The 14,592-nt window shown below is 54.3% G+C and carries 12 protein-coding genes; 4 read left to right on the top strand and 8 right to left on the bottom strand.

Going from position 1 to position 14,592, the window contains the following annotated elements; all coding sequences use genetic code 11:
- Window positions 1-34 precede the first annotated feature (34 nt).
- Together DTHIO_RS17820 and DTHIO_RS17815 are read left to right on the top strand one after the other, a co-directional pair.
- Window positions 35-790: a thiamine pyrophosphate-dependent enzyme gene (locus tag DTHIO_RS17820; protein WP_008871638.1), complete on the top strand. Its 756-nt coding sequence runs from the start codon at window positions 35-37 to the stop codon at window positions 788-790.
- Window positions 787-1,332 (top strand): 2-oxoacid:ferredoxin oxidoreductase subunit gamma family protein, encoded by a 546-nt coding sequence (locus DTHIO_RS17815; RefSeq protein WP_008871637.1) that lies wholly within the window; start codon window positions 787-789, stop codon window positions 1,330-1,332. The genes DTHIO_RS17820 and DTHIO_RS17815 overlap by 4 nt, the downstream gene beginning before the upstream one ends.
- Window positions 1,333-1,550: 218 nt before the next feature.
- On the opposite strand, the gene aroE is transcribed toward DTHIO_RS17815, so the two are convergent.
- Complete coding sequence (gene aroE / locus DTHIO_RS17810; RefSeq protein WP_008871636.1) at window positions 1,551-2,357, bottom strand: shikimate dehydrogenase; 807 nt, start codon at window positions 2,355-2,357, stop codon at window positions 1,551-1,553.
- Between the two features lie 23 nt (window positions 2,358-2,380).
- A complete protein-coding gene (rlmB, locus tag DTHIO_RS17805) occupies window positions 2,381-3,103 on the bottom strand; it encodes a 23S rRNA (guanosine(2251)-2'-O)-methyltransferase RlmB (protein ID WP_008871635.1) in 723 nt (240 codons plus the stop codon).
- 206 nt (window positions 3,104-3,309) lie between these two features.
- Between rlmB and DTHIO_RS17800 the strand changes: the two genes are divergently transcribed.
- Window positions 3,310-5,079: a LysM peptidoglycan-binding domain-containing protein gene (locus DTHIO_RS17800; protein ID WP_008871634.1), complete on the top strand. Its 1,770-nt coding sequence runs from the start codon at window positions 3,310-3,312 to the stop codon at window positions 5,077-5,079.
- 421 nt (window positions 5,080-5,500) lie between these two features.
- On the opposite strand, the gene bamD is transcribed toward DTHIO_RS17800, so the two are convergent.
- The 4 genes from bamD to DTHIO_RS17780 form a co-directional block, all read right to left on the bottom strand.
- A complete protein-coding gene (bamD, locus tag DTHIO_RS17795; RefSeq protein ID WP_008871633.1) occupies window positions 5,501-6,232 on the bottom strand; it encodes an outer membrane protein assembly factor BamD in 732 nt (243 codons plus the stop codon).
- Window positions 6,233-6,279: 47 nt separating this feature from the next.
- The gene (trxB, locus tag DTHIO_RS17790; RefSeq protein ID WP_008871632.1) at window positions 6,280-7,200 is read right to left on the bottom strand and encodes a thioredoxin-disulfide reductase; all 921 of its coding nucleotides are present in this window, start codon (window positions 7,198-7,200) and stop codon (window positions 6,280-6,282) included.
- A 4-nt stretch (window positions 7,201-7,204) separates the two neighbouring features.
- The gene (gene trxA / locus DTHIO_RS17785) at window positions 7,205-7,522 is read right to left on the bottom strand and encodes a thioredoxin (RefSeq protein WP_008871631.1); all 318 of its coding nucleotides are present in this window, start codon (window positions 7,520-7,522) and stop codon (window positions 7,205-7,207) included.
- A gap of 214 nt (window positions 7,523-7,736) precedes the next feature.
- On the bottom strand, window positions 7,737-9,116 hold the full coding sequence (locus tag DTHIO_RS17780) for a sigma-54-dependent transcriptional regulator (protein ID WP_008871630.1): 1,380 nt from the start codon (window positions 9,114-9,116) through the stop codon (window positions 7,737-7,739).
- Window positions 9,117-9,524: 408 nt separating this feature from the next.
- Between DTHIO_RS17780 and DTHIO_RS17775 the strand changes: the two genes are divergently transcribed.
- Window positions 9,525-10,511, top strand: coding sequence for a hypothetical protein (locus DTHIO_RS17775; protein WP_008871629.1), 987 nt, complete (start codon window positions 9,525-9,527; stop codon window positions 10,509-10,511).
- A gap of 396 nt (window positions 10,512-10,907) precedes the next feature.
- Here DTHIO_RS17775 and DTHIO_RS17770 read toward each other — a convergent pair whose 3' ends face one another.
- A complete protein-coding gene (locus DTHIO_RS17770; protein ID WP_008871628.1) occupies window positions 10,908-11,960 on the bottom strand; it encodes a 3-isopropylmalate dehydrogenase in 1,053 nt (350 codons plus the stop codon).
- 129 nt (window positions 11,961-12,089) lie between these two features.
- Entirely contained in the window at window positions 12,090-14,591 is a 2,502-nt protein-coding gene (locus DTHIO_RS17765) for a mechanosensitive ion channel family protein (RefSeq protein WP_008871627.1), read from the bottom strand.
- Window position 14,592: the final 1 nt, after the last annotated feature.

Genomic DNA, 14,592 nt, shown 5'->3' with positions numbered 1-14,592 from the left:
GAACCTGGTTTAGGATATTCAAGGAGCAAACAACATGCAGGAAGTACTGGCCTACAAATCCCCGGATATTCTGGCGGATGTGCCCACACATTTCTGTCCGGGCTGCCATCACGGCATTGTACACAAGATGCTGGCCTCCGGACTGGAAGACGCCGGGCTGGCTCAGAAAAGCATATGCGTGGCTGCAATCGGCTGCGGAGCCTTTATCTACAACTACGTACTGGTGGATACCCTGGAAGCTCCCCATGGAAGGGCTCCGGCAGTGGCCACCGGGGTCAAGAGAAGCTCACCGGACAGCCTGGTGCTGGTCTATCAGGGAGACGGGGACCTGGCCTCCATCGGCCTGGCCGAGATCATGCACGCCGCCAACCGGGGGGAAAAGATCACCGTGGTCTACGTGAACAACACCGTCTACGGTATGACCGGGGGGCAGATGGCCCCCACAACCATGCTGGGTCAGAAAACCACCACCACCCCTCTGGGCAGACAGTCCGGGTCTGATGGTTATCCCATGCAGATGACCGAGATAATGTCCAGGCTGCAGGGGGTGAGTTTTGCAGCAAGGGTGGCGGTAAACAACATTAAGAATCTGAAAAAGGCCAAAAAAGCCCTGCGCAGAGCCTTTGAGGTCCAGGAGCAGGGTCTTGGCTTCGGTTTTGTAGAGTTTCTGGCCGCCTGTCCCACCAACTGGCGCATGAATGCCCTGGATGCCAATGCCCGGGTGGACAATGAGATGATACCCTGCTTTCCCCTGGGGATACACAAGGATGTTGCAGGAGAAGCACAATGAGCGTGTACCAGGACGTAATAATCGCAGGTTTCGGGGGCCAGGGGGTGATGCTCATGGGCAACCTGCTGGCGGTTTCAGCCATGCATTCCGGACTGCATGTGACTTACATACCCGTATACGGTCCAGAAATGCGCGGCGGCACAGCCAACTGCACGGTGGTCATCTCGGATCAGGAAGTGGGTTCACCTATTGTCAAAAGCCCCGGCACCCTCATTGCCATGAACCGGCCTTCCATGGAAAAGTTTCAGCCCAGGGTGAAAAAGGGGGGCACAGTAGTGTTCAATGCTTCCCAGGTGGAGCCCGGACTTGCGGACTCAAGCCGCCTTCAGGCCAGGGGGGTAAAGGCCAACGACATCGCCAACGATCTGGGCAATCCCAGGCTGGCCAATATGGTGGCCCTGGGGGCATATGTCGAGACCACCGGTATAGTTTCTCTGCAGACAGTCAAGGACAGTCTTGCCCAGGTAATTCCCGAGAGGTACCACAACCTCCTGCCCCAGAATGCACAGGCCCTGGAGGCCGGGGCAGGGGGGATTGAATGATTGAGGGATTGAGGGATTGAATGATTGAGGGATTGAATGATTGAGGGATTGAGGGATTGAGGGATTGAGGGATTGAGGGATTGGGGATTTAGGCAGGATGATATGGAGTGATTTCTGGAGGCTGTCTGACAGGTCAGACGGGTCTGACGGGTCGGACAGGTCCGACAGGTCAGACAGGTCAGACCAGTCCGACAAGTCCGACAGCCTCTCGGTACTCCTCATATCTCCCCGGTGATTTTTCGTTGCAGTAGATCCTCTGCCCATCCAGGATCAAAGCCTTGGCCGGTCCATATCTTGAACTGCTTCAAGGCCTGGTGCACGAACATGCTCAGCCCTGATACCGTATGGGCTCCATGCGCCCTGGCCTGCTGCAGAAGCCTTGTCTGCAGCGGGTTGTACACCAGGTCATAGACTATCTTGAAGGGGAAGATGCTGCTTTCCCAGGGGGAGAGGTCCTGCAGATCCCCGGCGGTACCCAGGGGGGTGGTGTTCACCAGCAGGTCCGCCTTGAGACGGTAGCGTTCATCCCAGGGTATGCTTTTTACGTTGAATTCCCCGGCCATTGCCAGGGCTTTTTTTTTGCTGCGGTTGGTCAGGTATATGTTTGATATGCCCATGCGCTTCAGGCCGTAGAGTACAGCCCGCGAGGCTCCTCCTGCTCCCAGGATCAGAGCTGAATCCAGCTGCAGGTCTTCTATGGGGGCCATAAAACCCCTGCAGTCGGTGTTGGTCCCGCAAAGGCTTTTTCTGTGCCAGTACAGGGTATTTACAGCACCCATGTCGGATGCTTCCGGGCTTATATAGTCCAGGTACTCCATGACATCCTCCTTGTAGGGGATGGTGACGCTGGCCCCGGACAGGGGCAGAATGCGCACCGCTCGTATAAAGTCACCCAGATTTTCCGGTTCAATCTCCCATTTGAGATACACCCGCTTCATGCCTGCGGCCTGAAAGGCACAGTTGTGCAGATAGGGGCTCAGGGAATGTCCCAGTGTCCGTCCCAGTACGCCGTAAGCCTGATACATTCAGCTTCTCCTGTTGTGTTTTTTTATCTCCAGGACAGCATTCTTCCCAGGATCAGTGCGCCGGCATGGGCCACGTTCAGGGAATCCATGCCGCCCGCCATGGGAATATGGATTTTACCGGGGCACCTTTTAAGGACATTTGGCCGGATGCCCTTTTCCTCCCCGCCCAATACCAGAACTGCCGGAAAGACAAAAGTCTGCTCCAGAACGCTTTGTCCCTGGTCCATGGTTGCGGCATAGATATTAAATCCAGCCTGGTCTATATGATCCAGGGTGCGGGCCAGGTTGGTAACCTGGGCAACCCCGATCCTGTTCAGGGCTCCTGCCGAGGCCTTCATGGCCCCGGGCCCCAGGGGTGCGCTTCTGTCACGGGGAATAATGATGCCCGCCCCGCCCAGGGCGGCCAGGGTGCGGGCCAGGGTGCCCAGGTTGCCCGGGTCCTGGACCTGGTCTAAGAGCAGCAGCACCGGAAAAACGGCCCGGGTGGTGTTATTTAGAAGCAGATCCAGGTCCACAAGGGTCTGCATCCGCAGTCTGGCGGCAATCCCCTGTCTTGCTGCACCCATTTGCTGCAGTTCCTGGTCCGGGACCAGCTTGAAGCGCACATGCAGCTGTCTGCACCTGGATATCACCGGGTCCAGTCCCCGGGGGACCGGTTTTTTTACCAGAACCAGATCAATATGCTCCGGGTTTTCCTCCAGGGCCTCCATTACCGGTTTTTTGCCCAGTACAAGATTTTCGTGCATGAAATTGGAAGTAGCAGTCTTGATTGTCCTTGTAAATCTGTAAAGTGCTGCAAGTTTACTATTGCCAAACCCCAAGGAATTTAATAACCAAACGTGGTTTGCTTGAAGCGTTCCCGAGACTTACAACCGGCAGGTGCTCTGTTTGGCATTTTTATGATTCATGAATGCGTCAACCAGAAGAATTGTTATATCAAGGAGTTCTGAATATGCCTTTACGTTTTTTATGGATTTTTCCGGCTGTTTTTCTGCTTTTATCCTGCGCTTCAACACCCCGGGATGATTCTGCAGACCTTAAGCCCAGGACCCTTGAGCAGTCCCGGATTTTGTCCCACCCGGAACTCGAGGTGGACGCTGACGGCATATCCAAGGAGGCCGAAGCAGCCGAAAGCATGTTCAGGGACGAAATGGATGATCTAAGCCCCGAAGAAAAGGCTGAGCTCCAGCGGACACCGCTTACTGAGGCCGAAAAAGAGGCCCTGGAAACCGAGATAGAGTTCGATTTTGTTCTGGATGCCAGGGAAACTCAGGCCATGGAAAACTACTTCAAGCTCTACACACACAGATACCGCAACAATTTTCAGGCATGGCTGGATCGTTCGGAAAAATATCTGCCCTACATAAAAGAAGTCTTTCAGGAAAGGGGGCTTCCAGAAGATCTTATCTACCTGCCTTTTGCCGAAAGCGGGTTTAACCCCAGGGCGTATTCCAGGGCCGGGGCCGCCGGAATATGGCAGTTCATGCCCGGCACCGGCAGAATGTACGACCTCAGGGTGGACTGGTGGTTAGATGAACGCCGCAACCCTTTTCTCTCCACTTATGCCGCGGCAGATTACTTAGCCAAGCTATATGACGAATTCGAGTGCTGGTATCTGGCTCTGGCCGCCTACAACGCCGGGGAGGGCAGGGTCGGCCGGGCCATGCAGAGAAGCGGGCATGATAATTACTTCGATCTGATAAACGGCCCTTACCTGGCTATGGAAACCAGGAACTATGTGCCTAAGTTTCTGGCTATCCTGAAGATACTGCGAAACCTGGAAGAGCTGGATTTTGATCCCATAGATTGGGATAGGGCACCGGATTACAGGGAGTTGGAGATTCCGCCGGGAACAGATTTGATAGCCCTTTCCAGAGCAGCCGGCATGGAGTTTGATGAATTCAAGGAATACAACCCGGCCTTTCGCAGGGAAGTAAGTCCTTCTGATACCAGGACACAGGTTATGCTGCCGGACACAAAGGCTCAGGCGGCAGCCGAATTTCTGGACAGCCCCGAGGCAGAGCAGCATGCTGGATATCATAGATACCAGGTGAGCAGCGGAGATTCCTGGTGGCGTATTTCCAACCGTTTCGGGGTGCCGGTATCGGTACTTCAAGAGATGAACAATACTACATCTGATATGCTCCGTCCCGGGCAGTATGTATTTGTACCGGCCAGCGGTTCCACCCATGCCGGGTCTTCCACCCAGGATTACGCTCAGCGCAGGGGGAACTACGAAGTTCAAAGTGGAGATACCCTCTGGGATATTTCACGCAAATTCAATGTGGAAATGCAGACACTCATAGCGGCCAATGGTCTAAGCGGCAACACAATCCGTCCCGGCCAGAAGCTCTATATTCCGGGGCATACCCAGGCCGGTGGTGGAGATGAAGGCTCCAGGGTGCAGACCACCTACAGCGTCAGCAGCGGGGATACCCTCTGGGAAATTGCCCGAAAATTCAACGTCGGCATGGATGATCTGAGAAATGCCAATGGGTTGAGTGGCAACACCATCCGTCCCGGACAGGAGCTGGATATTCCCGGCGGCGGCAGCGGCGACAGCGGCGGCAGTGTTACCACTTACCAGGTGCGCAGGGGAGACACCCTTTCGGAAATCGCCAGCAGGTTCGGAGTAAGCACCAGGGACCTGCAGAACTGGAACAATCTCTCCAGTGGCCAGGTCATCCGGCCCGGAGACAGTCTGGAAGTAAGAGTGGATTAAGAAGGACCGGCTTAAAGCTCATCTGGAAGCGATTGGCCATAGCCCTCCCATCCGGGGGGCTGCTTCTCATTTGGATCTGCGTATCTGTCAGCGCTTTTAAGGAAAGCAGGGGACAGGCACTCCGGGACCCACTTGAGCCTCATTTTGTGCTAAAATGACTCTATTTCCGGGACAATCACGCTTCAGGCGTGACGGAAGAGCCAGTCCCCATGCCACATGCAAAGCGCTAAACAGATACTGGATCTGCCATGCTTCAAGACTTTGCCGGAAATGACGCACGAAGTCACGGTCCGTGTTTAGTCTGATGCAAAAGACCTGTGTTGTCTGGAGTGCGTGGATGAACCTGGTTTGATTTTGAAGGCATAAGTCCCTACAGGCGCGAATAACCAGGCGGTGTTAATGCTGCTGATTGCGGTGTATTTTACAGCCAGTCCAGCCAGTCCCTCCAGGAACCTTCTTCTGTGGCTCTTTTGTGGCTGGAGACATGTTCCTGGTGTTTGTAGTAGCTTCTTTTGGCCCTTTCACCGGCGTATTCCACGTATTCAGGCAGATCTTCAAAATTGTCCATAACGTACCTGTAGCGCTCATAGGCCGATCCATAGCGCTTGGTTCGCCAGTAAAAATCGGCTATGTACAGTTCGTGTTCGGCTATTTTTTTGCGGCATTGTACCTTGTAGTACCGGGAATACTCAGCATATTCAGTCTCAGGATAAACCTGGGCCACCCGCCTGAAGTACTCCAGAGCCTCCTGCATGTTGCGCTGCGGACGGTCTATGGAAGTGAATTTGTTGAAGTGGGCCAGTCCTGTCCTGAAAAGTACATAGGGCATGTATTCGTGACGGGGGTTCATCTCGGCGAACTCGGTGAATACGGTGATGGCCGCATCATAGTTGCCGGACTTCATGTAAGCATCTCCCAGGGCCACTTCGGCTGTCGGGGTATGGGGGCTGAAGGGAAAACGGTCCCTCAGGTCTGAAAAATATTCAATGGCTTTATTGTAGCGCTCCTGCTCCATGGCATCCACCCCGGCCTGGGCCAGTTCCTGCGGGGTGTCCTCCAGTGGTTCGGGACCTCTTTGAAACCAGGCGCAGCCTGACAGCGCCGCCAGTGCGGCGGCAAGAATAATTGATAAAAGCAGGTTTTTGATTCTCATGTCGGCCTATTTAGTGAAAACGGAAGAATGTCAGAGTGTTTTGGGGACTAACCTGTTTTTTCCAGGTAAACCTGTACATTGTGGGCTGCTGAGGCTCCTTCGCCCACCGCAGTAGTAATCTGGCGGCACAGTTTGGAGCGGATGTCCCCGGCTGCATAAAGGCCTGGAATGCTGGTGCTCATCTCGGTATCCGTCTTGATGAACCCCAGTTCATCAGTCTCTACTTCCTGAGGCAGAGAGGGCGCTGCCGGGATCAGGCCTATGAAAACGAATGCACCCTGTACCTCGAGATCCGATTCTTCACCGGTCTGGACATTCTCAAGTTTTACGCTTTCCAGTTCCTTGTCCCCTGCAAATTCCCGGACCACGGTATTGTAGAGGATATCTATCTTGGGGTTGTTTACCACCTTGTCCTGATAGATCCTGGACCCCCTGAAAGCGTCTCTGCGGTGAATGAGGTATACTTTTTTCACCAGTTTGGTCAGGTACAGGGATTCTTCCAGGGCTGTATCTCCTCCGCCTATGCAGGCCACTTCCTGATCTTTGAAGAAGTTGCCGTCACACAGGGCGCAGTAGGATATGCCACGGCCGTTGAACTTGCCTTCTCCGGGCACTCCGAGCTTTTTCCAGTTGGCACCTGTACTTATTATAACGCTTCTGGAAATGATGCTCTCCTGGGAAAGCACTGTTTCGAACTTTCCGTCCGAGGCTTTGATCTCAGTTGCTTCATCACCTATCTTGTCGTACTCGAAGCCTTCAAGGTGTGCTGTGAAGAGATCCACCAGCTCAAAGCCCTTTATTCCCTGGGGGAAGCCGGGATAATTTTCTATGGTTTCGGTGAGAAGGACCTGGCCTCCCGGGGAGAGCTTTTCCACCCAGGCCACCTGTATACCCGCCCTCAACAGGTAGAGGGCTGCTGTAACACCGGCAGGCCCTCCACCTATGACTACGCTTTCGTATTCTTTCATAAAACTACACAGCTTTATCGATCATCTGCTTCAGGTTGGCCTTGGATACAGCACCGGTTACCTGCTCCATGACGTCTCCGCCCTTGTACAGGATCAGGGTGGGGATGGCCCGGATGCCGTATTTGCCTGGAGTACCGGGGTTTTCGTCCACGTTCATCTTGAGTACCTTGAGGCGGCCTGTATATTCCTGGGCCAGTTCTTCAACCACGGGGCCGATAGCCCTGCATGGTCCGCACCAAGGGGCCCAGAAATCAACCAGAACCGGCAGTTCGCATTTCAGGACCTCTTCCTCAAAGTTGTTGTCTGTTACTGGGTTTGGCATCTTCGTCTCCTTGTTTATGCTGGAAGTTGTTGAGCTTTATTTTATCTGGAGCGGATATTAAGAGAAGTATGAAAAGACTGTCAACCATAATTAGTTATCATCTCTGCTTTTATACCTGGTGGATCTCGATTTTTCGCCGGGCACCGGGCGTACTTCAGCTCTACCACAGGCGGGCAGTGTGCAATCCGGTTCAGAGCTTACCCGGGCAGAGGGCTTATTTGTCCTTGTGCCGGGGCCAGCGCCAGTGGGTGATACCCAGCTTCTTGATCTTGTAGTTGAGGCTGCGCGGAGAGATGCCCAGCTGAGCAGCGGCATGTTTCTGGACCCACAGGTTGTCTTCCAGGGCCTGGATGATGGATCTGTATTCCGTGTTTTCAAGCCGGGATGCTGACGGGGAATTCTGGTAAGAATTCTCCTGGAGGTGAAGGCCGGAATTGAGGTGGATGCTTTCTGCGGTGATGACGTCTGAATGTTCCAGGAGGATGGCTCTTTCCAGGACGTTGGACAGTTCTCTGATGTTGCCCGGCCAGTGATATGCGCCCAGGATTTCCAGGGCCTCGGGAGAGATGTCCATCATTTTTTTGCGCAACTGGCGGCAGATCCTTTCCAGAAGCATGCGTGTGAGTGGTTCGATGCACTGCTTGCGTTCACGCAGGGGAGGCAGGTGCAGTTTTAATATGTTCAGTCTGTAATAAAGGTCGCTTCTGAAATCAGAAGCCTCCATCATCTGTTCTAAGTTCCGGTTGGTGGCCACTATAATGCGTATATCGCTGTATATGGTTCTGTTGCCGCCCAGGCGCTGAAAGTTCTTTTCCTCCACCACCTGTAGAAATTTGGCCTGCAGAGCCGGGGTCATTTCTCCTATCTCATCCAGAAATACCGTGCCGCCGGCGGCCTGCTCCAGCCTGCCCACCCTGGTCTGGGTTGCATCGGTGAAGGCTCCCTTTTCGTGGCCGAAGAGTTCGCTTTCCAGGAGATTTTCCGGGAGATTGGCACAGTTTATCTTGATAAAAGGCCTTTTTTTTCTGGGGCTGTTGAAGTGCACTGCTCCGGCCAGAAAGCTCTTGCCGGTGCCTGTTTCTCCGGTAAGCAGCAGGTTGGATTCAGTCTGGGCATATTTCCGGGTCCAGCTGAGAATATCCTGCATAGCCGGGGTGCTGGCCACTATCCTGTCCAGGTCGTAGATGACGTCCTGCTGGCGGCGCAGGTAGTCGATTTCATTTTTCATGCTTCTTTTTTCCAGGGCGCTGTCCACGGCCAGGCGGATTTTTTCCCCGGAATAGGGCTTGGCGATGAAGTCATGCGCCCCGGCCCGGATTACCCGGACTATCCAGTCCGAGTCGTCCTTTTCGCTGGTAACGATAACGGGAGCCTGTCCAAGCTGTTCCTGAATTTTTTGAATGGGTTCCAGGTCTTCGGCCCCGTTGCCGTTGACATCAAGGCTCAATACTGCCACATCGTAGGCTGTTTTCCCGGTTTTCTGTCCCAAACTGGACATGGAGGAGCAAAGGGTCAGCAAGTGCTCTGCCCCCAGTGCTCTGCTCAGTATATTGTGGTAGGCGTGGTTTTCTTCGACACCCAGAACTCTGGCCATATTAATTCCTGTTGCTCATTGCGCTTATCCCTGCAACGACACTTGTTTGTGCCTGATTTTTACAAGTCACCCGTTTTTTAATTGTTGCTGCAGGGTTATGTAGTTTCCATCCGGAAATTCTTTATTTCCGGATGCTGAAGCTGATGGTTTTCTTTCCGGAAACGAGGAGTTTTTTCTTTTGGCAAGGAAATCAAGCAATTATGAGGAGGCGTATCTTAATACGTTGACGAATAATTGTGCTGATTGACACCGCCAAAAGGAAAAAGAACCGTTTCCGGATGAAAACTATGTAACCATTGAAAGACCTTCAGGCCGGCTGCAATAGTAAGAGCCCTGTCAACCATTTTTTTCCGTGGGCAGTAAGATTTGGATTGCAGGTTCGGCTGATACAAATTAACATTTTTATTTATGACATTGCAAGAAAACAATTTCAAGTCCCGTATCTGCCTGGGCTATACTTCATATCGACTGGAAACCCTGCCCTTTGTCCAGAGCAAAATGCAGCATTATGACTGCATTGTGCTGGAAGAGCCACCAACGCCTGGTTTTGATGAGATGCTAAAAGGTGAAATGCAGGTACACGACTACCTGATGCTGACAGAGTTCGGGTTTCCAGGCTTTGCAGAAAAACAGTGCCTTCTTTTGCAGCAGATGTACGGTATGGGCAAGACCATCCTGCAGGTGGAGCCCTTTGTGGAGGAACTCATCGGCCTGCACGAGTTTTTCGCGGCAGAGGGCAGACCGGATCAGATCAGGCCTGAGACCAGGGCAGGGATGGTTTATGACTGCGAACGCAGGTGGAGCGACAAGCTCATGAAGTTTTACCAGGTTTCCGGTGCAAACCGGGATTTTTCCTACCTGGTAAAGGCGGTGAAGAATTTCGCCCGGGCCGATGCCGAAAAGGGCAGGCTGCGCGATAAGATGCGGGCCAGGGCCCTGGAGGATATTTTGCCGGGTTACCAGAGCGTATACGTTGAAGCCGGATATATCCATTTCTTTCTGGCCGCTTTGTTGTTTGCCAGAAAACCTCCCTTTTCCAGGCTGGAGACATTCTACAGTCTGCAGGACTTTTTCAGGGAAAGACTGGGAAGAAGACAGGTTCTGGGTCCCGGGGACGTCCTGACCCTTCTTTATACCTGGATGCCGGAATACGGCGGTCCCAGGGCAGACCTGCTGGCGGCCCGCAGCCTTATTTACAACAAGATAGTGCGCAAGGACGAGATCCTGGAGGAAACAGACAGGTTTCCCCATTCCAGAAACGAGCTAAAAGCGGTACAGCTGGCCGGAAGTCTGGACTATGAGGAGTGCAAAGATGTATACAGGGAGATCCGCGGGCTGGAAACCCGGGAGGCCATGGAAAGTGTAGAGGTGTGGGTAGAGCGGAAGAGGCAGTAGCAGGTGCTGTGATTTTCTTGATCACCATGGACTGAGTATTTTGGTTGCTTTTAAGCGTTATTCCCAGGTTGAACCTGAGAGCAGCTGGATAAGGAAGTGGTCATTAATAACGAACCACCCCCAGCCCCTCCTTAACCAAGGAGGGGAGCAGGCCGTGCTGAAATTTTTGGACATATGCACATGAGTTTAACCTGTTGTAGTTATTGGTTGAACAGGTGGTTGCTTGTAAGAGTTATCAACCATGAAGGGAAGGAAGTGGTCATTAATAACGAACCACCCCCAGCCCCTCCTTAACCAAGGAGGGGAGCAGGCCGTGCTGAAAATCTAATTTTTGGTAACCATTCAGGGGGTGCCTCAATTGACCTGTAATCACTACCGAGGACCCCCTGAATGGTTTCAGCTGATTTCAGCAGCTATGGCATCGCCCACCTCGCTGGTGCTCATGCCCATGCGTCCTGCGGACTGGGTCTGCATGCGGGGCAGCACCCTGGAAACGGCTTCTTCCAGGCCCTGGGCGGCCTGTGCCTGGCCCAGGTCGGTGAGCATAAGCTGACCGGCCAGGATGGCGGCAACCGGGTTGGCCTTGTTCTGGCCGGCGTACTTGGGAGCCGAGCCTCCGATGGGCTCGAACATGGACACGCCCCGGGGATTGATATTGCCTCCGGCGGCAATGCCCAGTCCACCCTGGGTGATGGCCCCCAGGTCGGTGATGATGTCCCCGAACATGTTGTCCGTGACCACCACGTCGAACCATTCCGGGCTTTTGATCATCCACATGCAGGTGGCATCCACGTGGGTGTAGTCGATTTCCACCGAAGGGTATTCTTTGGCCATTTCCCGGAAGACCCTCTCCCATAGGCCGAAGGCATAGGTCAGGACATTGGTCTTGCCGCACAGGGTGAGTTTGCGGCGCTTGCGGGTGGCGGCCAGCTCAAAGGCGTAGCGCAGGCATCGTTCCACGCCCATATAGGTGTTCACCGATTCCTGCACAGCAACTTCATGTTCTGTGCCCTGGCGCAGAAAGCCGCCGCTTCCGGCGTAAAGACCTTCGGTATTTTCCCGGACCACTATGTAGTCTATGTCTTCCGGGCCTTTTTCCTTTAATGGGCATTCCACCCCGGGATAGAGCTTGATGGGGCGCAGGTTGACGTAAAGGTCCAGGACGAAGCGGGTGCGCAGCAGAATGCCCTGTTCCAGGATGCCCGGCTTTACATCGGGATGCCCTATGGCCCCCAGGTATATGGCGTGAAAACCCTTGAGCTCTTCCAGGACCGAGTCCGGTAAGATTTCGCCGGTCTTGAGGTAGCGCTCCCCGCCCAGATCGTAGCTGTGCCAGTCCAGCCTGAAGCCGTATTTTTTTCCGGCGGCCTCGAGAACTTTCTGTCCTTCCCGGACCACTTCCGGGCCTATGCCGTCTCCGGGGATGACGGCCACTTTATACTCCTGCATGTATTTCTCCTTTGTCATGGTGTTGTTTGTAACTCTTCAAGACGCTGTGCGTACATAGTTTGTGGCCGCAGAGCGGTCGGATGATGCTCCCATGCTGAGCGTGGAAGCGATAAGCTAACGGGTAAGACCCTACTTTTTTCTGCTATCTTCAGAGTCTTTTTCTTCAGGGCCTTTATTTTCTTTTTGTTCCTGCTCCTGCCTGCGCCTTTCTTCCTCTTCCTTTCCCTCCTCGGCCTCTTCCTTATCCTTTACCACTTCCTTGGAGGCGTCGGATTCGGTAACGTACTCGATTTTCCTTTCAGGGAGCTGGTCGGGTTCCGGCTGGTATGCCTCTGTTTTTTCCGGCAGCGATTTTCTGGCCTCGTGCACCACCCGCATGGGCCTGGAATCTCCCTGTTTGTCCTCACCGAACCAGATGGTGTGATGCTTAAAGGGTATCTCGATGCCGCGCTCCTCGAATACCCGCTTCATACGTTCCAGGAAGGCGCGGCGGATGGCAAAATGACAAAGGGGCCTGGTCTTGATGCGCACGCGTACTTCCACGGCTGAATCGGTGATCTTGTTCAGCCCGAATATCTCCAGGTCTCCAATGATGTCCGGTCCCCATGTTTCATCCTCTTTGAGTTCCGCTGCCACATCCTGCAGGGCATGCACCACTTCGCCGTAATTCTCCCGGAAGGCCACCCCGGCATCGATCATGGCGTAGCCGTAGTCCCGGTTGTAGTTCTGAACCGTAGTTACCTCCCCAAAGGGAATGACCTGCAGCGTGCCGGCCAGGTCGCGCAGGGAAACCGTGCGCACTGTCAGGTGTTCCACTGTACCGGCGTGTCCTCCTGCCTCCACCCAGTCCCCCACGGCCATGGAGTCTTCCAGGAGGATAAAGGCCCCGGTTATGACGTCGCGTACCAGGGTCTGGGCCCCGAAGCCGATGGCCAGGCCGATGACACCGGCACCAGCCAGAAGAGGCGCAATATTGATGCCCAGGTGGGCCATGACGCTCATTCCGGCCACCAGGATAACAGCTATCATTATTACATTTTTTAGAAGCGGCAGCAGGGTAAGCTTGCGCGAGGTGGCCCTTTTGTCCTCGGATTCGCTCTCCAGGGCCATGGACTTTTCAATCCTGATTGCGGCGAACTCCCAGATCAGGGATGCAATCATGAGTATAACCAGGATGGTCACTACCTGAGAGATGATTGCAAAGCCCTGCGGAGACATGAGCCATCCCAGGGTGCCCAGTCCCCAGGCATTGAGGATGGAAAAAACAGCCAGAACATAGATGACTGCCCTTATGGTCTTTTTCAGCAGAGGCAGGTAGCGGTTGGCCCTGGCTTCAAGCTCGGGGTGACCGGCTTTGAGGTCGTCGCTTATCCTGAACAGGTAGTCCTGACCCCGGTCGTTCAAGCGCAGGATAAAGGTGGTGATGAGTATGATGATCCCGGTGAGGACCAGGGCCCTGGCCAGAAAAAAAAGCCCTCCTTCAATCTGCAGGGCCCAGGTGCCGAAGAGTCCCAGGATAATGACGATGGCCAGGACATGCCAGAAACTGGCCAGCCTGCGGCGAAAAGCAGCCAGGGCCTGCATCCTGCGGCGCATGGCCTCGGTCAGCTGGGATTGCGCAGACTGGTCCTGATCCTCCTGGACGGGGTCCCCGCGAAGCCACTCGGCCACGCAGGAGCGGTTCTGCAGGACCAGGATTATGGCCATAAGCGTGATTATAAGGCCCAGGAGCTTCTGCAGGGAAACGTAAAGGCTGGCAGGCAGGCCCAGCAGCAGGGAAGCCTCCAGTATGAAATAACCGTATATTGCCAGGCTTACGATGCGGCGTACCCAGATATACAGATACTTTGCGGTTTCATTTTCTATGTCAAAAAGTCGCAGAGCCGGGGCTCCCGGAACCAGGATCAGCCTGGCCAGGGCCAGGACCAGCTTGGCAAAGGCTATGGCGTTTACAGCGGTCAGGGCCACCACCTGGGTGCCGTCGGCAGGATCCAGAAGGGGCAGAACAGCGTAGGCCACAGCAGCGAAGGCGATTATGGGGACTATTTCCAGCAGGGTGCTGCCCAGCAGAAACGCGGCCCTTGTGGCCCTGGAATAGGCCTCCTGGTCTTCCAGGGATTTGAGCGGTCTTCTCAGGAGGCGCTTTGCCAGCCAGAAGGCCAGGAATCCGGCCACCAGGACCAGGGCGACCTTGCCTCCCATCTCCCCCCAGGTCCTGAGTGTTTCCGGGTCCCGGGACTGCTGGACCAGGTCTCTGGCGATCTCAGGCAACTCCAGGGTGCTCTGGCCGGCATCAGTGAGGACCCTGTTTATTTCCTGCATATGCCCGGACATGAGGATCAAAAGCTGGCCCAGAAGTCCTTCGGCATCGGCCAGGGGTTCATAGGGCTTGTCTTCTTCCCTGGTTTCCTGTGCTGCAAGAAGAATCTTCAGGTCCTCTTTCAGTTCTTCAAGCTTTTGGGGATCCTCCAGGTCCTGCAGCAGTCTTTCGACGCCGGCCCTGGAGACGTCCCCTGAAGGAGATGCTGCAGTATTGCTCTGGGCACAGGCGGAAAAAGGCTGCAGGAACAGAAAAAATACTGCCAGCACAATAGAAAATATCAGTCCTGAAAGCTTTGTGCAGCGTTGCATA

The organism is Desulfonatronospira thiodismutans ASO3-1, assembly GCF_000174435.1.
Taxonomy (GTDB): Bacteria; Desulfobacterota; Desulfovibrionia; order Desulfovibrionales; family Desulfonatronovibrionaceae; genus Desulfonatronospira; species Desulfonatronospira thiodismutans.
This window is presented reverse-complemented; position numbering and strand designations above follow the sequence as displayed.